We start from the raw sequence: 19,232 nt of genomic DNA on the forward strand, positions 1-19,232 counted from the left end.
ATGAGCCAGTGGTGGAGTGCGATGGGGCCGTTGGGCTGGCCGCTGGCGCTGTGTTCGCTGCTGGCGCTGGCACTGATTCTGGAGCGCCTTAGCGTATTTCTGCGTTTGCAGCCGCTGAGCACTGCCGCCGGGCGTGCGGCCGTCAGCGCCTGCCGCACCTGTGAACGTGAGCACTGCAAAGGTCGTGCGCGTGGTTGGCGCTATGGCCTGGCGTTGTTGCTCAAACACAGCGCCTTGCCGGCGGTGCAGCGCGAAGAGCTGCTCGGCTGCTGGTTGCTGGAAGAGCGTCAGCGTCTCAATCGCCAGCTGCGCTTGCTGCAGCTGATCGGCATGCTGGCACCCATGCTAGGGCTGCTCGGCACAGTGCTGGGCATGCTTGAGATGTTTGCCAATATCGCCGGGCAGAACAGCCCGGTCACCCCTGCGCTGCTCGCCGATGGATTGTGGCAGGCGCTGTACACCACGGTGTGGGGCTTGCTGATCGCCATACCGGCGCTGGCGGCAGGGCAGGGCTTTGCCTTGTGGGCCGAGCGTTATCTGGAGGGCGTACAAGCGTTACTCAATCGTTGTCAGCTGGCATTGGATGGTCTGGAGCTGGAACTGCCGAGTCATCAGCCAGCTGCGCAGTGGGTGTTGTCGTGATCCGTCTGCCGGCTGCCAGCAATTCTCAGGGCAATCTGTTGCCCGATCTGACACCGCTGCTCGATGTGATTTTTATCGTGCTGGTGTTCTTTCTGCTGACCGCGCAAACGCCACTGCTGGAGCTGCCTTTGCAGTTACCGCAGAGCCGCGAGGCGCTGCCCACGGCGAGTGCCGGCAACGGCGAACGCATGCAAATACAGCTCTCAGCCGAAGGTGCTTGGCGCTTTAACGGCGTGCAGCAGGCGGATTTCAGCAGGCTGCGCACTGAACTGACTGCAGCCTTTGTCGCCGACAACACGGTAGGTCTGGACCTGGCGTTGGATCGTCAGGCACCGCTGTCGGCATTTCTCGACCTGATGGCCTTGCTGCAGCAGCAGGGCATTCAAGACAGTCGCATTCTTCTAGAGGCCAACTATGAAACGCCTTAATACGTTGTTCGCCCTGGGCGCGAGCCTGTTGTCCTGTGCCTCGGCGATGGCCGCCGAGCCGTTGCCGCAACGCTGGATCAGTTCCGGCGGCTCGCTCAGCGAGTGGGTGGTGGCGTTGGGTGGCGAAAGCCGTCTGGTCGGTGTGGACAGCACCAGTCAGCATCCAGAATCGCTGCGCGCACTGCCGAGCATCGGTTATCAGCGTCAGCTGGCGGCCGAGGGCATGCTGACGCTGCGCCCGGATATGTTGATTGGCAGTGAAGAGATGGGCCCGCCGCCGGTACTGGCGCAGTTGCGCGGCGCCGGGGTGTTGGTGGAAATGCTCTCATCCAAGGCGGATCTGAGCAGTTTGCAGGCCAGCCTGCAGCGCATCGGCACTCTGTTAGGTGAGCCGCAGCGTGCGGATCAGGCCTTTGCGGCCTATCAGCAGCGCTTGCAGCAGCAGGCCGACTGGCTGGTGACCGCGCAGCGTCAGCAAGCAGCGCCGGGTGTGCTGCTGTTGCTCGGCCATGCCGGCGGTAGCCCGATGGCGGGCGGCAAGGACACTTCGGCCGATTGGCTGATCGAGCGCGCCGGCGGGCACAATCTGGCCAGCCACAACGGCTTCAAGGCACTTTCCACCGAAGCCTTGTTGGCGCTTGATCCGGAGGTGGTGATCATCGCCGACCGCAGCCTGTCCGGTGATGCCGCGCGTGAGGCGCTGTTGCAGCAGAATCCGGCGCTGGCGGCGACCCGGGCCGCGCGTAACCAGCGTTTGCTGATGCTCGACCCGACGCTGCTGGTCGGTGGCCTCGGCCCGCGTTTGCCGGATGGGCTGGCGGCCTTGTCCGCAGCCTTTTATCCTGCCAGCCAACCTCTGGTCGCCGAAGCTAAGCCCACGCCATGAATCCTGTTATTCGTCCGCGCTCACTGTTTATCGCACTGAGCCTGCTGTTGGCGCTCGCGCTTTGGTTATCCCTGGCGCTGGGGCCGGTCAGCTTGCCGCTGCTCGATACCCTCAAGGCGGCGCTGCGCCTGCTGGGTTTGGCGCAACCGGGTGATGATCTGGCTCAGGCCGAATTGATCCTCGGGCAGATTCGTCTGCCGCGCACCCTGCTCGGGTTACTGGTCGGCGCGGTACTTGCGTTGTGCGGGGTGGCGATGCAGGGGCTGTTTCGCAACCCGCTGGCTGACCCGGGCCTGATCGGGGTCTCCAGCGGCGCGGCGCTTGGTGCGTCGATTGCGATTGTCGGCGGCGCTGCCCTTGGCGGTTTGCCGGAAGCCTTTGCACCTTATCTGTTGTCGTTGTTCGCCTTTATCGGCGGCCTTGGAGTGACGGCGCTGGTCTATCGTCTGGGCCGGCGTGACGGCGAAACCAATGTGGCGACCATGCTGCTGGCCGGCATTGCGCTAACCGCATTGGCCGGCGCGGCCATCGGCCTGTTCACCTACCTGGCCGATGACGCCACCTTGCGCACCCTGACGTTCTGGAACCTGGGCAGCCTGAATGGCGCCAGCTACGAGCGTCTGTGGCCGTTGCTGTTGGTCACGGCCGCCGTGGCGCTGTGGCTGCCACGACGGGCCAAGGCGCTGAATGCTTTGCTGTTGGGCGAGTCCGAAGCGCGCCATCTGGGCTTTGCTGTTGAGCGGATTAAGGCCGAACTGGTGTTCTGCACCGCCCTGGGCGTCGGTGCAGCGGTGGCGGCGGCGGGGATGATCGGCTTTATTGGCCTGGTGGTGCCGCATCTGGTGCGCCTGCTGGTCGGACCGGATCATCGCGTGCTGTTGCCAGCCTCGGCGCTGGCAGGTGCCAGCCTGTTGCTGCTGGCCGATCTGGCAGCGCGGCTGGTGCTGGCGCCGGCCGAATTGCCGATTGGTATCGTCACGGCGCTGATTGGCGCGCCGTTCTTCCTTTATCTGTTGCTGCGGGGGCGTACCTGATGCTGCGCGCGGAAAATCTGGCGGTACAGCGCGGCCCGTGCACGGTGTTGGCGGATATCAACCTAGAGCTGCGTCCAGGCGAAGTGCTCGGCGTGCTGGGGCCCAATGGCGCCGGCAAGAGCACCTTGCTGGGTGCGTTGTGTGGCGAGCTGCAGCCGTGCCACGGCGATGTATGGCTCGATCAGCGGCGACTGCAGGACTGGCCCGGCAGCGAGCGTGCGCAACGTTTGGCGGTGTTGCCGCAGACCTCGACGCTGAATTTTGCCTTTCGTGTGGAAGAAGTGGTCGGCATGGGCCGTTTACCCCATGCCAGCGGCCGCCTGCGTGATGCACAGATCATCAAGCAGGCGTTGGAAGCGGCCGATGCCTTGCATTTGGCCGGACGCAGTTACCTGGCGTTATCCGGCGGCGAGCGCCAACGTGTGCACCTGGCGCGTGTGCTGGCGCAGCTCTGGCCCGGTGGGGAAGGGCAGATGCTGCTGCTCGATGAGCCCACGTCGATGCTCGATCCACTGCATCAGCACACTACGTTGCAGGCCACTCGCGCTTTCGTCGAGCAGGGCGCGGCGGTGCTGGTGATTCTTCACGATCTCAACCTGGCCGCGCGTTACTGCGACCGCCTGTTGCTGTTGGACCGTGGCCGCCCTCATGCGCTCGGTAGCCCTGAGGATGTGCTGCGTGCCGAACCGCTTCAAGCCGTATTCGGTCTTGAAGTGCTGGTGCAGCGGCATCCAGAACGGGGTCATCCTTTAATTGTTGCTCGTTAAGGTCTTGTTTATGCGTATTGCGTTATTGATGGTCGCTGCGCTGTTGAGTGCCTGTCAGGCCTCGTTACCGGCTTTACCCGCCTGGCAAAGCCCGGAAGGTTTACAGCATCCTGAGTTGGGGCAGATTGTCGATTTGCGCACCGGCGCGCAGCTGACGCCTGAGCAACTGCTGACGCACTTGGCCGCGGCACCAAAAGTGCTGGTCGGCGAGCGGCATGACAATCCCGATCACCATGCGCTGCAGCTCTGGCTGTTGCGGGCACTGGCAGCCCAGCGGCCGCAAGGCAGTCTGCTGCTGGAAATGCTGACCCCGGATCAGCAGGTCAAGGTCGAACAGGTGCGCGCTGCTATCGCGGCAGGGCAGGCACCGCAGGACATCTTGGGTGCTTTGAACTGGCAGCCAGGCTGGGCTTGGTCGCTGTATGGGCCGCTGGTGCAGCATGCGCTGCGTCAGCCTTATCCGTTGCTGGCAGCCAACCTTGAGCGCCGCGAAGTCATGCAAATTTACGCTCAGGTGCCGCAGCTGCAAGGCCCGGCATCCACGGCGCAGCCAGTGCGTGAGGCGCTGTTTGAACAGATTCGCCAGTCGCACTGCAATCTGCTGCCGGAAAGTCAGTTGCCCGCCATGCTTGCCGTGCAGCAACAGCGGGATCGACGCATGGCCGAAGCCCTGCTGGCTGCGCCGGCGCCAAGCCTGCTGTTTGCTGGCGCCTTCCATGTGCGCCGTGAGTTGGGTGTGCCGCTGCATCTGCAGGATTTAGGGGCAGCTGAAGGTGTGCAAGTGCTGATTCTTGCGGAGGTCGGCAGCCAGGTTTCCACCGCGTCGGCCGATTACGTCTGGTACACGCCAGCGCAACCTGAGCAGGATCACTGCGCAAAACTGCGACCCTAGCCCGATTTGCCTGCGGCTGAGCAGGTAGTCTGCGGTTTTCACCGGAGACTGCTGATGCCAGCCGCTGCCCACGCCCTGCTTACCCGCTATTTCAACGCCCTCAACGAACGCGACAGCCGTGCCTGCCTGGCCCTTCTCAGCGCCGATGTGCTGCTGGATATCAACCAGGGTCCGCGCGAGCAGGGCATAAAAGCCTTTGCCGACTATCTGGAGCGCACCCAGCGCTGCTACCGCGAAAGCATCGATAACCTGCAAATCCTCACCGAGCCAAGCGGGCAGCGCGCCGCTTGTGAGTTCACCCTGAGCGGCGAATACCTGAGCACCGATGATGGCCTGCCGGACGCCTGTGGCCAGAGCTATCAGCTGACGGCAGCGAGTTTCTTCGAGATTCGCGACGGCAAGATCTGCCGCGTAAGCCAGCATTTCAATCTGCCGGAGTGGTTGGCGCAGGTTGATTTCTAAAGGCTGGTAAGCGTACTTTTCGACAGGCAAAAAAAGACCCGGCAAGAGCCGGGTCAATAACCGTGATTAGCCTGATGAGGAGATAATCTGAAGAGGCCGACTGAAGGTCTCTTAAGCTTATCGGCTGATCTCGCGACCAGTTGTGGTAATAATAACAATTCTCATTTTCAAGTCAACACCTTCAAGCAAACTTTTTTATCTACCTGCCAGCTACCTGCTCGGCCCATAAACAAACAACCCGACACGAGGTCGGGTTGTTTAGGCTGCACGCGGGTTTCAGGACACTTCGGCTGGCAGGCGCAGCTGGGTGACTTCCTTGTTCAGTAGGTCGATGCGTTTGGCCATGCTCTCGATCAGGCTGTGGGCAATGCGCGGGTTGCTCTGCATCAGGCTGAGGAACTGCTCTTTTGGAATGACCATCACGGTGCATGGCTCGCTGGCCAGCACCGTGGCGCTGCGCTTCTCACGGGTGAACACGGCCATGGCGCCGAAGATTTCATCCTTCTGCACGTCACCGACTTTGTGCCCGTCGACGTAGGCCTCGGCATGGCCTTCGATGATGATAAAGACGTTGTCGGCGACGTCGCCCTGATGGATCAGCTCTTCACCTGCCGCAAAGTGCTGGAAGCCGGTGGACGGGCGAATTTCAGGCTGTTTCAAACGTGCCAGGGCATCGGACAGCAGGGCGGTGTGGCCGATCAGATACTGGATAAACAGTTCCTGGCGTTGTTCGCTGGCATAGATGTGCTTGAACACGTCGCTGCGCGAATAGGGAATCAGACTCAGCTGTTCTTCACTGCTGTAGCGGCAGCTGGGCATGTCCAAGCCTTGGCGCAAGCCTACCAGGTCGCCTTCCTGCAGATAAAACAGCGGACGCTCATCGACAACGGCATGCAGCAGGCCATTTTCAATGATGAATAACTGATTGCCCGGCAGCATCTTGGCCAAGTCTTCTGCGCGTTCAAGCTGTAGTGGCGATCCAGCAGGTGCAAGCCCATCGAGCAATTGAGTGGGGATGCTTTGTAGTCGGTTGATCAGCTGATCGGCGTAAGCCGGTTGCTCCCCGAGTAAATACATGAGCGAATATCCTTGAACTGGCTGGGCATACTAAACCGCACGAACGTCCCTAAAACAATAGTTGCCAGCGCGCTTCAGGTAAATCAAAAGCCTGAGAGGTTGTGAGCTAGCTCTTATTGTGGGGTGAACTTTCATTGAGCTGGCCATTGAGTTCGGCTTTATGCCCAGGTGGCAGTTCGTTCCAGTGCACATCCAGCAGTGCGCCTTCAATCGCATACAACAGCACTTTAGATGCCCTGAAACCCCTTGCGCGAACGGCCCGGTAGGCGCTGACGGCCCCTAGCCGCCGCAGGTCATTGGCGCTGTGGATACCGACTGCGTGTAACCACTGAGCTGAGGTTTTGCCGAGGTTCTTCAAATGTTGCAGTTCATCGTTCATCAAGCCTCCTTGCGCTGTTGAGCCGTTGTGCGGTGGAGTCAGTTTGGCGTACCTGCCAGAAAGTGTAGCGGCCAGCGGACAAAGCGTGGCTGTTTGGCATCACCCCAGATTTGCTGCAGCTCGGGCAGTAATTGGGACACCGGGTCCGTAGCATTTTCCTGCTCATAGCGCTGAACCGCCGACCAGGTACGCAGGTAGCCCAGCAGGTGTTCCAACGTCCAGCTGCTTTCGATCGCCGAGGTCGGCGGAGTGCATGGGGTAAAGGGATTGTCGATATCGCTGTAGCCGACATCCACACTGGCGCGGCCTGCAGGCCAATAGCCGCCGAGGGTATTCCAGTAAAGATCGTCGATCAGTGCGTCCAGCTCATCGTCAATGCGCATCAGGCTGTAACACCAGGCACAGAACACGCCGCCAGGCTTGAGCAGGCGACGCACTTCGTTGAAGAACGCTGGAGTGGCGAACCAGTGCAGTGCCTGCGCTACCACGATCAGGTCCAGGCTGTGATTAGGCAGCGGTTGCGCATGCGCTTCGGCGACGAACCGTTGCACCCCCGCGTAATTCTTGCCGGCTACCACTTGCTTAAGGCTGGCATCACTGGCCAGCACCTGCCTGAAATGCTGCCGCATTGGGCGACTGGCCTGCCCGCTGCCGCACGCAATGTCCAGTGCCCGTTGGTGTGAAGCACATTGCGCGGCCAGCCAGGAAAACAGACTGGCTGGATAGTGCGGACGAAAACTGGCGTAAGCATCTGCTCGGGCACCGAACAGTTGGCTCACATCGTTGCCGCTCACCGGGTGTTGTAGCGCAGGCGGGTGCCGAAATTAACCGACATCAGAATCTCATCAGCTGTCAGTTCGACTGGGAAGTAAGCGCCAGAAATCTGCGCGTGGGCCAGGCTGGCACCTTGTAGTTGAGCGTCGCGCAGGTCCAGGCCGCGTAAATCGGCGCCGCGGAAGTAAGCGTTGGTGAAGTTGATGCCCTGTGCGTCAAGGGCGCGCAAGTCAAGCCCGCGAAAATCACCGTCGCTCAGGTCGACGATGACATCCTTGGGCTTCTGCGCATTGAAGGCTGAGATTTTTTCATTGTGGATCAGGGCATACAACGGGTTATCCAGTTGTCTGGGCTGACTCATGGGGCATCTCCATATGAGGGTTATCCTCAGTATAGAAGTCGCGGCGCGCTCTGCTCGCGCCGCGGATGCGTTTCCCTGAACTGATTAAACGCCCGGCAAGCGCTGACGAATACGTGCGATCAGGGTATCCAGGCTGGCGCTTTCGTGGGTGTCGACGCGCTTGCTGTGCAGCAGCTCCTGCTCACTCAGTGCTTCGCGGCTGGCGTGTTGGGCCTTTACAACGTCCATGGTGGCGTCGGACGGGTCGTTGCCGGCGGCGTTGCGTTGCTCCAGCCAACTGGCAATTACTTCATCTGGGGCGTGGCATTCCAGAATAAGAAAAGGCGCGCCGCAGTTCTCTGCTACCTGGCCCGCCGCGTCGCGCTGTGCGTGCTTCAGGTAAGTGGCGTCGATCACGACCGGAAAACCAGCGCGCAATGTGGCTTCGGCGAGCTGGTGCAGGCGTTGGTAGGTGGCGGCACTGGCGTCTTGGGTATAGATGCCGGCGCTGAGCTTGCCGAGGTCGGTATCTTTCTGTTCACCGAACAGGCGTTTGCGTTCCACATCCGAACGCAGGCGAACAGCTCCGAGCGCTTCAACCAGACGCATGGCCACATGGCTTTTGCCGACAGCGGAAACACCGTGGGTAATGGCCAGGAAGCTTGATGGGATGGCGCTGTAGCTTTCTGCCAGGTTGGCGTAGTTGCGGTACTGGCGCAGGGTCACGGCCTTTTGCACGGCATCGGTCTGATGGGCCAGGCTAAACAACGCAACCTTGGCGCGTACCAGGGCGCGATAGGCTTTGTAGAAATTCAGCAGCTCCAGAGCGGCGTAATCACCGGTGTGCTCCAGCCAGGCATTTACGACGCGCCAGGCATGGGCCTTGAGGCCCCGGTCTTCCAAGTCCATCGCGAGGAAAGCGGCGTCCGAGGCGATGTCGATCAGGCGGAACGGTTCGTTGAATTCAATGCAGTCGAACAGCACCACCTGATCGTCCAGCAGTGTGGCATTACCCAGGTGGATGTCGCCGTGGCATTCGCGAATCGAACCATTGGCCGCGCGTGCGGCCAGCAGCGGTTCAAGGCGCGCGCAGTTAGCTTCGGTCCAGGCTTCAAGGGCTTCCAATTGCTGCAGGTCGGCTGCGTCGCTGAGAATTGGACGGATCTGTTCGAAGTTCTGCCGCATGGGGGCGACGATTGCTTCAGGGGTACATAACGCATGGCTGGCTGCGACGGCTGGGGTCGAACCGTGGAAGTCGGCAATCTGTTTGGCCAGGGCATCGATATGCGCTTCGCTCAGTTCACCACGCGCCTGCACCTCACTGAGTAGCTGGCTTTGTGGGAATTGACGCATTTTCAACGCGTATTCGATGACAGGACCGTCGCTGCCAAATTGCGGTGCATCGACGCTGCCACTGATCGGCAGTACTTCTAGGTAAAGACCCTGGGTCAGGCGTTGGTTGAGGCGCAGCTCTTCCTTGCAGAAATGTTGGCGTGCACTCAGCTCGGTGAAATCGAGAAAACCGAAGTTCACCGGTTTCTTGAGCTTGTAGGCAAAGGGGCCGGTGAGCACCACCCAAGAAATATGGGTTTCGATGACCTGGAACTGCTCTACAGGGTGAGGGTAGAGGGCCGGGTTCTGCAGTGCGGTGATCAGAGCTTGGCTCACGGGCGATCCTTGGCGTTGTGCTGATATAAGAGGCGGCCATTATGGCCGCTCAACGCCAGTCTGCAAACCGCTGAGCTGGCCTGCTGGCAAGCGGGCAAAGTGCGTATAATGCCGCGCCATGACTCGTACCCGATCTTCTCGTCCCCGTTCTAAACGCCGTTCCGGCGGTATGCGCCCCTGGTTGGGCTGGGCTATCAAGCTCGGTCTGGTTGGTTTGGTGGTGCTTGCCGTGTTTGCGGTTTACCTCGATGCTGTGGTGCAGGAGAAGTTCTCCGGCAAGCGCTGGACTGTGCCCGCCAAGGTCTATGCCAGGCCGCTGGAGTTGTTCGTTGGGCAGAAACTGGCCAAGGATGACTTCCTCAAGGAGCTGGATGCCCTGGGCTATCGCCGTGAAAGCGCGGTGGCTGGCCCCGGCGGTGTGTCGGTGGCGGGCAACAATATCGAGCTGCATTCACGCGGCTTTCAATTTTATGAAAGCACAGAGCCTTCGCAGCGCGTGCGCGTGCGCTTCTCCGGCGACTATGTCGCGGGCCTGACTCAGGCCGGCGGCGGTAACCTAGCAGTAGCCCGGCTTGAACCGTTGCTGATTGGCGGGCTGTATCCGGCGCACCAGGAAGACCGCGTGCTGATCAAGCTGGAGCAGGTGCCGCCTTATTTGGTGGAAACCCTGGTCGCGATTGAAGACCGTGAGTTCTTCAATCATTTCGGTGTGTCGCCCAAAGGCATTGCCCGCGCCGTATGGATCAACGCCACTGCCGGTCAGCTGCGCCAGGGGGGTAGTACCCTGACTCAGCAGTTGGTAAAGAACTTCTACCTGACCAACGAGCGCACTCTGGTCCGCAAGGCTACCGAAGCCATGATGGCGGTGTTGCTGGAGTTGCATTACGACAAGAAGGACATCCTTGAGGCCTACCTCAACGAGGTTTTCCTTGGTCAAGATGGCCAGCGTGCAGTGCACGGTTTTGGCTTGGCCAGCCAATACTTCTTCAGCCAGCCTCTCTCCGAGTTGAAACTTGATCAAGTCGCACTGCTGGTCGGTATGGTCAAAGGGCCAACCTACTACAACCCGCGGCGCAACCCGGAGCGGGCGCTGGAACGGCGCAATCTGGTGCTTGATGTACTGGCCGCACAGGGTGTCGCCAGTGTTGAAGAAGTGGATGCCGCGAAGCAGAAACCGTTGGGTATCACGCGGCGCGGTAGCTTGGCAGACAGCTCGTTCCCAGCCTTCCTTGACCTGGTCAAACGCCAGCTGCGCGAGGATTACCAGGAGCAGGACCTCACTGAAGAAGGTCTGCGCATTTTCACCAGCTTCGATCCGATCATGCAGCTGAAAGCCGAAAGTGCGTTGGCCGGCACGCTGAAGCGCTTGTCTGGGCGCAAAGGGGTTGATCAGGTGGAAGCGGGGATGGTGGTGACCAGCCCAGAAAGTGGCGAGGTGCAGGCCATTATTGGTAGCCGCCAGCCACGCTTTGCTGGCTTCAACCGGGCGTTAGATGCAGTACGGCCGATTGGCTCGCTGATCAAACCGGCCATCTACCTGACCGCGCTGGAGCGGCCGAGCCAATACACTCTGACCAGTTTGCTTGAAGATCAGCCCTTCTCGATCAAGGGCCAGGACGGTCAGGTGTGGAGCCCACAGAACTATGACCGCAAGGCCCATGGCACCATTTACCTGTACCAGGGCTTGGTTAACTCCTACAACCTGTCAACCGCAAAGCTGGGGCTGGAAATCGGCGTGCCGGAAGTGCTGAAGACGCTGAACCGTTTAGGTGTCGAGCAGGAATGGCCAGCCTATCCGTCGATGCTGCTGGGCGCTGGCGGGTTGAGCCCGATGAGCGTGGCGAGCATGTACCAGACCTTGGCCAATGGCGGCTTCAATACGCCGTTGCGCGGTATTCGTGCGGTGTTGACGGCGGAGGGTGAACCCCTCAAACGCTACCCGTATCAGATTCAGCAGCGCTTCGACAGCGGTGCCATTTATCTGCTGCAGAACGCCATGCAACGCACGATGTCAGAAGGCACTGGGCGCTCGGTCTACAGCCAACTGCCGCGTTCGTTGGCACTCGCCGGTAAGACCGGCACCAGTAACGACTCCCGTGACAGTTGGTTCGCCGGCTTCAGCCAGGATGTACTGGCCGTGGTTTGGTTGGGGCGTGATGACAATGGCCCGACACCGCTGACCGGTGCTACCGGTGCGCTGCAGGTGTGGACGGACTTTATGCGTCAGGCCGATCCGTTGCCGCTGGATATGCCGGTGCCGGACAACGTGGTGCTGGCCTGGGTGGATGCGAGCAGCGGCCAAGGTACGGACCCGAGTTGTCCGAATGCAGTACAGATGCCGTATATTCGCGGCAGCCAGCCTGTCGCCGGGCCGGCCTGTGGTATTCAGGCACCGGTCAATGAAGTGATGGATTGGGTGCGCGGCTGGTTGGATTAAGCGAAGAGGGTGTGATGTGAATAAGTGGTTGATTCCAGCTGTAACGGTTTCGCTGGTACTGGCGGGTTGCAGCAGTGTGCCGCGTGGCTCGATTCCGGTCGTTGAGGGTGGAACTGCGGTCGCCGGCGCGCAGTCAGGCACGCCTGGCAGCTATGGCGCCCCAGTTACTCAGCCTCAGGCCCTGCCGGAAGACTCCGGCGTGGTCGTGATGGTGCCAGGTGGAGGTGGGAGTTCTGCGCCGATTCAGTCGTTCCCGGCGACCAATGCACCGTTGGACACCGGCACAACATCGCAGCCTTGGAGTGCTTCGGCGCCTGCCACGACTCAAGGTGGCTATGTCGCCCCTGCGCCCAGTGGCATTCCAAGTGGTGGTTTGGCCATGGATGAGCAGCTGGACGGGCCGGTTCTGGCCTTGTTGACGACTGCTCAGCAACAGCAGGGCGGTGGCGATCTGAACGGTGCCGCTTCCAGCCTGGAGCGCGCTCAGCGCATTGCGCCACGTGAGCCGCAGGTGCTCTACAAGCTCGCCGAGGTGCGCTTGGCTCAAGGTGATGCTGCGCAGGCCGAGCAATTCGCCCGTCGCGGCCTGAGCTATGCCAGCGGTCGTCCGGCTTTGCAGGCCAGCCTGTGGAACCTGATTGCTCAAGCGCGCGAGCGTCAAGGCGATGCTGCCGGTGCTGCGCAGGCTCGTGAGCAGGCGCGAGTTAACCTCTAATGGATGCGCGTGTGCTTGCGGTGGCGGAGCAGCTGTTGCTCATTGAGCGAGAGTTGCGCGTGCAGGGGTGGTGGGATGCGCAGGCGCCCAGCGCGCAGGCGCTGTCCAGTCAGGAGCCATTTTGTGTCGACACGCTGGCGTTCGAGCAGTGGCTGCAGTGGATATTCTTACCGAGAATGAAACAAATGGTGGAGGCGGGGGCCGCACTGCCCCGTGTTTCCGGAATTCAGCCGATGGCCGAGCAGGTGTTTGGTGGCCAGGCCAAAAAGGCCAGAGAACTGATCAAGCTGCTGGGTGAGTTCGATCAGTTGATTGTTGGCGCGACCTGAGTCGCGCCAGCGGCTTACTTGCAGTTTTCGGCGATCGCCTTCTGTGCTTCGCTGATACGGCTCTGGCGTTCTTCTTCGCTTAGGCGACGCACTTCACCCTCTACCTCCATGCGTATGCGTGGATTGTTTTCCAGCTGCGAAAGGTTGGTGCGCACATCTGCGCAGTACTTCTTGCGCTCTACTTCTTTGGCCGCAATATCCTGTTTGACCTTCTCATCTATGGCTGCCTGCTCGGGGTCGGCGATACTCTCGAAGGTAGGTGCTGCTTTCTTTTCTTCCGCAACAGCAGGCTTTGGTGGTGGTGCTGCAGTGTTGACGCTGGTGGCGTCTTGGCCTTGCGGCGGCTGTGCGCTGAAGTGCGTCACGCCTTGGGCATCGACCCACTTGTAAACCTGGCTGGCCATGGCGGTGGCGCTCATGGCGAGCAGCAAGCTGCTGGTGATCATCATGCGGCGCATGCGTTTTCCTTATGTTGAGCTGCGGTGCCTGCTGACTACTATAACCAAATTGTCTGAATCGTCATCCTGCGCTGCGTCACAGCAGAAGATTGCAGATTCAATCACGGATTACTTGACTTGGTCGCGCCGAATCCCAACAATTCCACGCTCGCTGTAGTGGAGTCCGCCGCAAGCAGGCTTTAGCTCAGTAGACATGAGGCGCACACCCGCGCCGACCTGTTACACCCGCAACGCGTTACCTCGCGCTGGGTGGGAAAACCCCGCAACACTTTGGGGAGTTCCCAATACTTGCTCAGTTGTAGCTGACGTAGTCGGCGACCACCGTCGCTCATGCTCTGCTGGCAGTAAACCTATCTTAGGCCGTCCTCCTTGTTGGGCGGTTTTCTGGCGTTTTAGAGGTGAACAACGTGGAGCTTTTATCCGGCGCTGAAATGGTCGTCCGCTTTTTGCGTGACGAAGGCGTTAAGAACATCTATGGGTACCCAGGCGGTGCTCTTCTACACATCTACGATGCCCTGTTCAAAGAACCGGAAGTGCAGCACATCCTGGTTCGTCACGAGCAAGCGGCAACCCATATGGCTGACGGCTATGCCCGCGCCACCGGTAAAGCCGGTGTGGTGCTGGTAACCTCGGGTCCTGGCGCAACCAATGCCATCACTGGTATTGCCACTGCCTATATGGACTCCATTCCGATGGTGGTGTTGTCCGGTCAAGTGCCAAGCACCATGGTCGGTACTGATGCTTTCCAGGAAACCGACATGATCGGTATCTCCCGGCCGATCGTGAAGCACAGCTTTATGATCAAGCACGCTTCGGAGATCCCAGAAGTCTTGAAGAAAGCCTTCTATCTGGCTCAATCCGGTCGTCCAGGTCCGGTGGTCGTAGATATTCCGAAGGACATGACCAACCCGGCTGAGAAGTTCGAGTACGTCTATCCGAAGAAGGTCAAGCTGCGCTCCTACAGCCCTGCTCTGCGCGGTCATTCCGGGCAGATCCGTAAGGCGGCTGAACTGCTGCTGACGGCCAAGCGTCCAGTCATCTATTCCGGTGGTGGTGTGATTATGGGCGGTGCAGCAGCGCCGCTGACCGAGCTGGCGCAGATGCTCAACCTGCCAGTCACCAATACCCTCATGGGCTTGGGCGGTTATCCAGGGACTGATCGCCAGTTCCTCGGCATGCTCGGTATGCACGGCAGCTACACCGCCAACCTGGCAATGCACCACGCCGATGTGATTCTGGCGGTTGGCGCACGCTTCGATGACCGCGTGATCAACGGCGCGAGCAAGTTCTGCCCGAATGCCAAGATCATCCACGTTGATATCGATCCGGCCTCCATCTCCAAGACCATCAAGGCCGATATCCCAATCGTCGGTCCGGTTGATAGCGTGATGACCGAGATGGTCGCGATCCTTAAAGAGATCGGCGAGCAGCTGAACAAGGATGCCCTGGCGAGCTGGTGGAAGCAGATCGAAGAGTGGCGTGGCGGTCGCATCATGTTCCCTTACGACAAGGGCGACGGCAGCATCATCAAGCCGCAAACCGTGATCGAGACGCTGTCCGAAGTCACCGGTGGCGACGCGTTTGTGACCTCCGACGTTGGCCAGCACCAGATGTTTGCTGCCCAGTACTACCGCTTCAACAAGCCGAACCGTTGGATCAACTCCGGCGGTCTGGGCACCATGGGCTTTGGCTTTCCTGCAGCCATGGGCGTCAAGCTGAGCTTTCCGGATGACGAAGTCGCCTGCGTAACCGGCGAAGGCAGCATCCAGATGAACATTCAGGAGCTGTCGACCTGCCTGCAGTACGGTTTGCCGGTGAAGATCGTCAACCTGAACAACGGTGCGCTGGGTATGGTGCGCCAGTGGCAGGACATGAACTACGGTAGCCGTCACTCGCATTCCTATATGGAATCGTTGCCGGACTTCGTCAAGCTGGCCGAGGCCTATGGCCATGTCGGCATGCGCATCACTGATCTCAAGGATCTCAAGCCGAAGATGGAGGAAGCCTTCGCGATGAAAGATCGCCTGGTGTTCCTCGATATCCAGGTTGATACCAGTGAGCACGTCTATCCGATGCAGATCAAAGACGGTGCAATGCGCGATATGTGGCTGAGCAAGACGGAGCGTACCTAATCATGCGACACATTATTTCCCTGCTGCTGGAAAACGAGCCCGGCGCATTGTCCCGCGTGGTCGGTCTGTTCTCGCAACGCAACTACAACATCGAAAGCCTGACTGTGGCGCCGACCGAAGACCCGACTTTGTCGCGTCTGACGCTGACCACTGTGGGTCATGATGAAGTCATCGAGCAGATCACCAAAAACCTCAACAAGCTGGTCGAGGTGGTCAAGCTGGTCGATCTGTCGGAAAGTGCTCACGTCGAGCGCGAGCTGATGCTGGTTAAGGTCAAGGCCACTGGTGCTCAACGTGCTGAAGTCAAACGTACCACCGACATCTTCCGTGGGCAGATCGTCGATGTGACCAGCAGCGTTTACACCATTCAACTGGCCGGCACGAGCGACAAGCTGGACAGCTTTATCCAGGCCATCGGCACCGCGTCGATTCTGGAAACCGTGCGCAGTGGCGTTACCGGCATTGCCCGTGGCGACAAGGTGCTGAGCATCTGATTGCGTTGTACTGATAAAACGAAAAGCCCTCAGGGAGAGAGCCCTGAGGGCTTTTTGCGTTTCTGGGGGTGACTCGCTGCAAGAATTTAGCGTTGGCGATTCCAGAAGGCATTAATCAGCGGATCTTTAAGGCGTTTCTCCAGCGCGAACAGGCCGATATCGTAGGCGGTTAACGGCGGCTGAATATCGTAGATGCGGATGCGTGCTGTCAGTGGGCTGTTGTCGAGGACGATTTGCGGAACCACGCCAATGCCAAAACCCAGGCTCACCATGCTGACGATGGCTTCATTACCGCTCACTTGGGCGTAAATGCGCGGTTTGATGTTGTGGTTTTTTAACCATCGATCGGTACGGGTCCTGGCAAGGCCTTCTTCTGAGAGAATCATTGGCACGTCTTTCCAAGTGTCCGTACCGGGGTGTTTCAGTTGTTCCTCGGTTAACAGCTGGGGTGATAGCGGGCCGATAAAGCACAGTGCGGAGCGAGCAATGGATTGAAACGCGACGCCAGCGGGCACGCTGTCGGGGCGGGCGCCGATGGCCAGGTCTTCCAGTCCTTCTTGCACGCGCTCTACGGCTTTGGCCGGGTCGCCGGTGTGCAGCTTCATTTCAATGCGTGGGTAGTCCTGGCGAAAGCTGCTCAAGATGTCATAGAGGAAGCTGTAGCTAGCGGTTACCGAGCAATACAGGGAGAGCTCGCCGTGGAGGATCAACTGATCCTGCTTAAAGGTCTGGCGGATGGCCTGCCAGCCATTCATGACCTCGCTCGCATACTCGCGGAACTGTTGTCCCTCGCGGGTCAGGCGGACTGAACGGTTGTCGCGCAGAAACAGTGGCGCGCCCAGTTCATCCTCGAGTTGCTTGATGCTGCGGCTGAGTGCAGAAGGGCTGACGTGTTGCTCGCGGCTGGTTTTGCCGAAGTGCAGGTTGTCGGCCAGGGAGAGAAAGAGTCTGAGTGCGTGACTATCCATGATCGTTTCAAATATCGGCATGTTGTGTTGCAAATATATCATTTTACGCAATGGGGCGGATCACTTAAGGTGTCTTCGTCGCGGTGCATGCACCCCATCCCTTTTCGATTAAAAGAGCCAAGAACATGAAAGTTTATTACGACAAAGATTGTGACCTCTCGATCATCCAGGGTAAGAAAGTTGCCATCATTGGTTACGGTTCCCAGGGCCACGCTCAAGCATGCAACCTGAAAGATTCCGGCGTTGACGTGACTGTTGGCCTGCGCAAAGGCTCGGCCACTGTTGCCAAGGCTGAAGCCCATGGCCTGAAAGTGACTGACGTTGCTTCTGCTGTAGCTGCTGCCGATCTGGTCATGATCCTGACCCCGGATGAGTTCCAATCCTCGCTGTACAAGAATGAAATCGAGCCGAACATCAAGAAAGGCGCCACACTGGCCTTCTCCCACGGCTTTGCGATCCACTACAACCAGGTTGTGCCGCGTGCTGATCTCGACGTGATCATGATCGCGCCGAAGGCTCCGGGCCACACCGTACGTTCCGAGTTCGTCAAGGGCGGCGGTATCCCTGATCTGATCGCTATCTATCAGGACGCTTCCGGCAATGCCAAGAATGTTGCTCTGTCCTACGCTGCTGGCGTGGGTGGCGGCCGTACCGGCATCATCGAAACCACTTTCAAAGACGAAACTGAAACCGATCTGTTCGGCGAACAAGCCGTTCTGTGTGGCGGTACCGTTGAACTGGTTAAGGCCGGTTTTGAAACCCTGGTTGAAGCGGGCTACGCGCCAGAAATGGCTTACTTCGAGTGCCTGCACGAACTGAAGCTGATCGTTGACCTCATGTACGAAGGCGGTATCGCCAACATGAACTACTCGATCTCCAACAATGCCGAGTACGGCGAGTACGTGACCGGTCCGGAAGTCATCAACGCCGAATCCCGTCAGGCGATGCGCAATGCTCTGAAGCGCATTCAGGACGGCGAGTACGCCAAGATGTTCATCAGCGAAGGCGCAACCGGCTACCCTTCGATGACCGCCAAGCGTCGTAACAACGCTGCACACGGTATCGAAATCATCGGTGAGCAACTGCGCTCCATGATGCCGTGGATTGGCGCCAACAAAATCGTCGATAAAGCCAAGAACTAAGGTTTGTGACGTAAGAAAAAACGCGGCCAAGGCCGCGTTTTTTCATGGTGCGGCAAGGCTTCTGGTATAAAGCCTGAGTGTTGCATGGGTGCTGGCGTGAACCCTGATCGTCAGCGTCTGTCGAAATTCTCCAAATCCGTTGCAAGGTGTTGTTCATGAATGAACGTCCAGATGAGCCGCAGTCTCCCGCCGACGCCGAAAGTTTGCTGCCAATCGATGAGCATATAGAAGAGGGGCATGACGCCGAAGGGCGCAAGGTCCGTCATCGCGGTATTTATCTGCTGCCCAACCTATTTACCACGGCCAACCTGTTTGCCGGGTTCTACGCCATCATCAATGCCATGAACGGCAACTTCTACGTGGCTGCAGCCGCAGTGTTTGTTGCCATGGTTCTGGATGGGCTTGATGGGCGCGTTGCGCGCCTGACCAATACCCAGAGCGCCTTTGGTGCCGAGTACGATTCGCTATCCGATATGGTTGCCTTTGGTGTTGCGCCTGCCTTGCTCGCGTTTGAGTGGGCGCTCGGCAGCATGGGTAAGGTCGGCTGGATGGTGGCTTTCATCTATGTGGCTGGAGCTGCGCTGCGTTTGGCGCGCTTCAATACGCAGATTGGTAGCGTCGACAAGCGCTACTTTATCGGTCTGGCCAGTCCGGCTGCTGCGGGTGTGGTGGCGGGTACGGTATGGGCCTTCAGTGATTTCGGTATCAAGGGCTCCAATATGGCCTTTGTGGTTGCAGTCCTTGTGGCTGCTGCCGGCATGCTTATGGTCAGCAATATCAAGTACAACAGCTTCAAGGATCTCGACCTAAAAGGGCGTGTGCCGTTTGTGGCGATTCTGGCGGTGGTGCTTGTATTTGCGGTGGTGTTCAGTGATCCACCTCGGATCTTGCTGATCATCTTCCTGGCTTACGCGGCCTCGGGGCCTATTCAGTACTTGCTGCGTCTGCGTCGCGGCAGTAGCGCGTAGTTACAGCGTAGTGGTTTCGACAAAGCCGTTGAAGCGTCAGCTTCAACGGCTTTGTCGTTTCTGCAGGCAGCGCGCTAGTGGTTTGTGTGGCTACAGCCCGTGAGTTCGCGGGCGTTGAAACAAAAGCGCAATAATCGATTGACCTTCGTTTGCCAGTCCCTATAATGCGCACCTCTTCAGGCGTAAGCAGCTCCTTAAACTTCTTATAAAACAAGAAGTTAGATTTAAAGAAAGGGGTTG

At 59.2% G+C, this 19,232-nt stretch carries 21 protein-coding genes; 14 read left to right on the plus strand and 7 right to left on the minus strand.

From position 1 onward, the window contains the following. The 7 genes from HBN63_RS18365 to HBN63_RS18395 are packed head-to-tail and all read left to right on the plus strand — an operon-like array spanning window position 1 to window position 5,111. Entirely contained in the window at window positions 1-642 is a 642-nt protein-coding gene (locus HBN63_RS18365; RefSeq protein WP_170050417.1) for a MotA/TolQ/ExbB proton channel family protein, read from the plus strand. Next, a complete protein-coding gene (locus tag HBN63_RS18370; RefSeq protein ID WP_170050418.1) occupies window positions 639-1,070 on the plus strand; it encodes a biopolymer transporter ExbD in 432 nt (143 codons plus the stop codon). The genes HBN63_RS18365 and HBN63_RS18370 overlap by 4 nt, the downstream gene beginning before the upstream one ends. Continuing rightward, window positions 1,057-1,956: an ABC transporter substrate-binding protein gene (locus HBN63_RS18375; RefSeq protein ID WP_170050419.1), complete on the plus strand. Its 900-nt coding sequence runs from the start codon at window positions 1,057-1,059 to the stop codon at window positions 1,954-1,956. Before HBN63_RS18370 ends, HBN63_RS18375 begins: the two co-directional genes overlap by 14 nt. Then, entirely contained in the window at window positions 1,953-2,990 is a 1,038-nt protein-coding gene (locus tag HBN63_RS18380) for an iron ABC transporter permease (RefSeq protein ID WP_170050420.1), read from the plus strand. The genes HBN63_RS18375 and HBN63_RS18380 overlap by 4 nt, the downstream gene beginning before the upstream one ends. Then, a complete protein-coding gene (locus HBN63_RS18385; RefSeq protein WP_170050421.1) occupies window positions 2,990-3,757 on the plus strand; it encodes a heme ABC transporter ATP-binding protein in 768 nt (255 codons plus the stop codon). Before HBN63_RS18380 ends, HBN63_RS18385 begins: the two co-directional genes overlap by 1 nt. Before the next feature lie 10 nt (window positions 3,758-3,767). Beyond that, window positions 3,768-4,649 carry a ChaN family lipoprotein gene (locus HBN63_RS18390; protein WP_170050422.1) on the plus strand — a complete coding sequence of 294 codons (882 nt, stop codon included), beginning with the start codon at window positions 3,768-3,770 and terminating at the stop codon, window positions 4,647-4,649. A 54-nt stretch (window positions 4,650-4,703) separates the two neighbouring features. Next, window positions 4,704-5,111 carry a nuclear transport factor 2 family protein gene (locus HBN63_RS18395; protein WP_170050423.1) on the plus strand — a complete coding sequence of 136 codons (408 nt, stop codon included), beginning with the start codon at window positions 4,704-4,706 and terminating at the stop codon, window positions 5,109-5,111. Window positions 5,112-5,387: 276 nt separating this feature from the next. Here the strand turns inward: HBN63_RS18395 and HBN63_RS18400 are convergent, their stop codons facing one another. From HBN63_RS18400 to HBN63_RS18420, 5 genes are all read right to left on the minus strand, one after another. Continuing rightward, entirely contained in the window at window positions 5,388-6,188 is an 801-nt protein-coding gene (locus HBN63_RS18400) for a cyclic nucleotide-binding domain-containing protein (RefSeq protein WP_090256024.1), read from the minus strand. A 106-nt stretch (window positions 6,189-6,294) separates the two neighbouring features. Further along, window positions 6,295-6,567 carry a TfoX/Sxy family protein gene (locus HBN63_RS18405; protein ID WP_090256025.1) on the minus strand — a complete coding sequence of 91 codons (273 nt, stop codon included), beginning with the start codon at window positions 6,565-6,567 and terminating at the stop codon, window positions 6,295-6,297. A 38-nt stretch (window positions 6,568-6,605) separates the two neighbouring features. After that, complete coding sequence (locus tag HBN63_RS18410) at window positions 6,606-7,346, minus strand: class I SAM-dependent methyltransferase (protein ID WP_345940498.1); 741 nt, start codon at window positions 7,344-7,346, stop codon at window positions 6,606-6,608. A gap of 11 nt (window positions 7,347-7,357) precedes the next feature. After that, the gene (locus HBN63_RS18415; RefSeq protein ID WP_090256027.1) at window positions 7,358-7,702 is read right to left on the minus strand and encodes a pentapeptide repeat-containing protein; all 345 of its coding nucleotides are present in this window, start codon (window positions 7,700-7,702) and stop codon (window positions 7,358-7,360) included. Between the two features lie 84 nt (window positions 7,703-7,786). Further along, a complete protein-coding gene (locus HBN63_RS18420) occupies window positions 7,787-9,349 on the minus strand; it encodes a bifunctional aminoglycoside phosphotransferase/ATP-binding protein (protein ID WP_170050425.1) in 1,563 nt (520 codons plus the stop codon). 118 nt (window positions 9,350-9,467) lie between these two features. Between HBN63_RS18420 and mrcB the strand changes: the two genes are divergently transcribed. From mrcB to HBN63_RS18435, 3 genes are read left to right on the plus strand one after another with little or no spacing between them, the layout of a single operon-like run. Further along, on the plus strand, window positions 9,468-11,786 hold the full coding sequence (gene mrcB / locus HBN63_RS18425) for a penicillin-binding protein 1B (RefSeq protein ID WP_170050426.1): 2,319 nt from the start codon (window positions 9,468-9,470) through the stop codon (window positions 11,784-11,786). Between the two features lie 16 nt (window positions 11,787-11,802). Continuing rightward, a complete protein-coding gene (locus tag HBN63_RS18430) occupies window positions 11,803-12,501 on the plus strand; it encodes a tetratricopeptide repeat protein (RefSeq protein ID WP_160088610.1) in 699 nt (232 codons plus the stop codon). After that, window positions 12,501-12,830 (plus strand): YqcC family protein, encoded by a 330-nt coding sequence (locus tag HBN63_RS18435; RefSeq protein WP_090256031.1) that lies wholly within the window; start codon window positions 12,501-12,503, stop codon window positions 12,828-12,830. The genes HBN63_RS18430 and HBN63_RS18435 overlap by 1 nt, the downstream gene beginning before the upstream one ends. Before the next feature lie 14 nt (window positions 12,831-12,844). Here HBN63_RS18435 and HBN63_RS18440 read toward each other — a convergent pair whose 3' ends face one another. Further along, complete coding sequence (locus HBN63_RS18440) at window positions 12,845-13,288, minus strand: DUF4124 domain-containing protein (protein WP_160088606.1); 444 nt, start codon at window positions 13,286-13,288, stop codon at window positions 12,845-12,847. A gap of 407 nt (window positions 13,289-13,695) precedes the next feature. Here HBN63_RS18440 and HBN63_RS18445 point away from each other — a divergent pair, with 407 nt between their 5' ends. After that, entirely contained in the window at window positions 13,696-15,420 is a 1,725-nt protein-coding gene (locus HBN63_RS18445; RefSeq protein ID WP_090256048.1) for an acetolactate synthase 3 large subunit, read from the plus strand. A 2-nt stretch (window positions 15,421-15,422) separates the two neighbouring features. Continuing rightward, window positions 15,423-15,914: an acetolactate synthase small subunit gene (gene ilvN / locus HBN63_RS18450; protein WP_090256033.1), complete on the plus strand. Its 492-nt coding sequence runs from the start codon at window positions 15,423-15,425 to the stop codon at window positions 15,912-15,914. An 86-nt stretch (window positions 15,915-16,000) separates the two neighbouring features. Here the strand turns inward: ilvN and ilvY are convergent, their stop codons facing one another. Then, window positions 16,001-16,882 carry an HTH-type transcriptional activator IlvY gene (gene ilvY, locus HBN63_RS18455; protein ID WP_170050427.1) on the minus strand — a complete coding sequence of 294 codons (882 nt, stop codon included), beginning with the start codon at window positions 16,880-16,882 and terminating at the stop codon, window positions 16,001-16,003. A gap of 125 nt (window positions 16,883-17,007) precedes the next feature. Here ilvY and ilvC point away from each other — a divergent pair, with 125 nt between their 5' ends. Then, window positions 17,008-18,024 carry a ketol-acid reductoisomerase gene (gene ilvC, locus HBN63_RS18460; RefSeq protein ID WP_160088600.1) on the plus strand — a complete coding sequence of 339 codons (1,017 nt, stop codon included), beginning with the start codon at window positions 17,008-17,010 and terminating at the stop codon, window positions 18,022-18,024. Window positions 18,025-18,179: 155 nt separating this feature from the next. Continuing rightward, window positions 18,180-18,992 carry a CDP-diacylglycerol--serine O-phosphatidyltransferase gene (gene pssA, locus HBN63_RS18465; protein WP_170050428.1) on the plus strand — a complete coding sequence of 271 codons (813 nt, stop codon included), beginning with the start codon at window positions 18,180-18,182 and terminating at the stop codon, window positions 18,990-18,992. Window positions 18,993-19,232 lie beyond the last annotated feature (240 nt).

The sequence above is a fragment of the Pseudomonas sp. WS 5011 genome, assembly GCF_012985775.1.
Classification (GTDB): Bacteria; Pseudomonadota; Gammaproteobacteria; order Pseudomonadales; family Pseudomonadaceae; genus Aquipseudomonas; species Aquipseudomonas peli.

What these genes read in the sequence shown, in the direction of transcription:
- HBN63_RS18440 (WP_160088606.1), bottom strand. Translation starts at nt 13,288, where the DNA reads ATGCGCCGCATGATGATCACCAGCAGCTTGCTGCTCGCCATGAGCGCC.
- HBN63_RS18415 (WP_090256027.1), bottom strand. Translation starts at nt 7,702, where the DNA reads ATGAGTCAGCCCAGACAACTGGATAACCCGTTGTATGCCCTGATCCAC.
- pssA (WP_170050428.1), top strand. Translation starts at nt 18,180, where the DNA reads ATGAATGAACGTCCAGATGAGCCGCAGTCTCCCGCCGACGCCGAAAGT.
- mrcB (WP_170050426.1), top strand. Translation starts at nt 9,468, where the DNA reads ATGACTCGTACCCGATCTTCTCGTCCCCGTTCTAAACGCCGTTCCGGC.
- HBN63_RS18380 (WP_170050420.1), top strand. Translation starts at nt 1,953, where the DNA reads ATGAATCCTGTTATTCGTCCGCGCTCACTGTTTATCGCACTGAGCCTG.
- ilvY (WP_170050427.1), bottom strand. Translation starts at nt 16,882, where the DNA reads ATGGATAGTCACGCACTCAGACTCTTTCTCTCCCTGGCCGACAACCTG.
- HBN63_RS18385 (WP_170050421.1), top strand. Translation starts at nt 2,990, where the DNA reads ATGCTGCGCGCGGAAAATCTGGCGGTACAGCGCGGCCCGTGCACGGTG.
- HBN63_RS18395 (WP_170050423.1), top strand. Translation starts at nt 4,704, where the DNA reads ATGCCAGCCGCTGCCCACGCCCTGCTTACCCGCTATTTCAACGCCCTC.
- HBN63_RS18435 (WP_090256031.1), top strand. Translation starts at nt 12,501, where the DNA reads ATGGATGCGCGTGTGCTTGCGGTGGCGGAGCAGCTGTTGCTCATTGAG.
- HBN63_RS18400 (WP_090256024.1), bottom strand. Translation starts at nt 6,188, where the DNA reads ATGTATTTACTCGGGGAGCAACCGGCTTACGCCGATCAGCTGATCAAC.
- HBN63_RS18405 (WP_090256025.1), bottom strand. Translation starts at nt 6,567, where the DNA reads ATGAACGATGAACTGCAACATTTGAAGAACCTCGGCAAAACCTCAGCT.
- ilvN (WP_090256033.1), top strand. Translation starts at nt 15,423, where the DNA reads ATGCGACACATTATTTCCCTGCTGCTGGAAAACGAGCCCGGCGCATTG.
- HBN63_RS18390 (WP_170050422.1), top strand. Translation starts at nt 3,768, where the DNA reads ATGCGTATTGCGTTATTGATGGTCGCTGCGCTGTTGAGTGCCTGTCAG.
- ilvC (WP_160088600.1), top strand. Translation starts at nt 17,008, where the DNA reads ATGAAAGTTTATTACGACAAAGATTGTGACCTCTCGATCATCCAGGGT.
- HBN63_RS18375 (WP_170050419.1), top strand. Translation starts at nt 1,057, where the DNA reads ATGAAACGCCTTAATACGTTGTTCGCCCTGGGCGCGAGCCTGTTGTCC.
- HBN63_RS18365 (WP_170050417.1), top strand. Translation starts at nt 1, where the DNA reads ATGAGCCAGTGGTGGAGTGCGATGGGGCCGTTGGGCTGGCCGCTGGCG.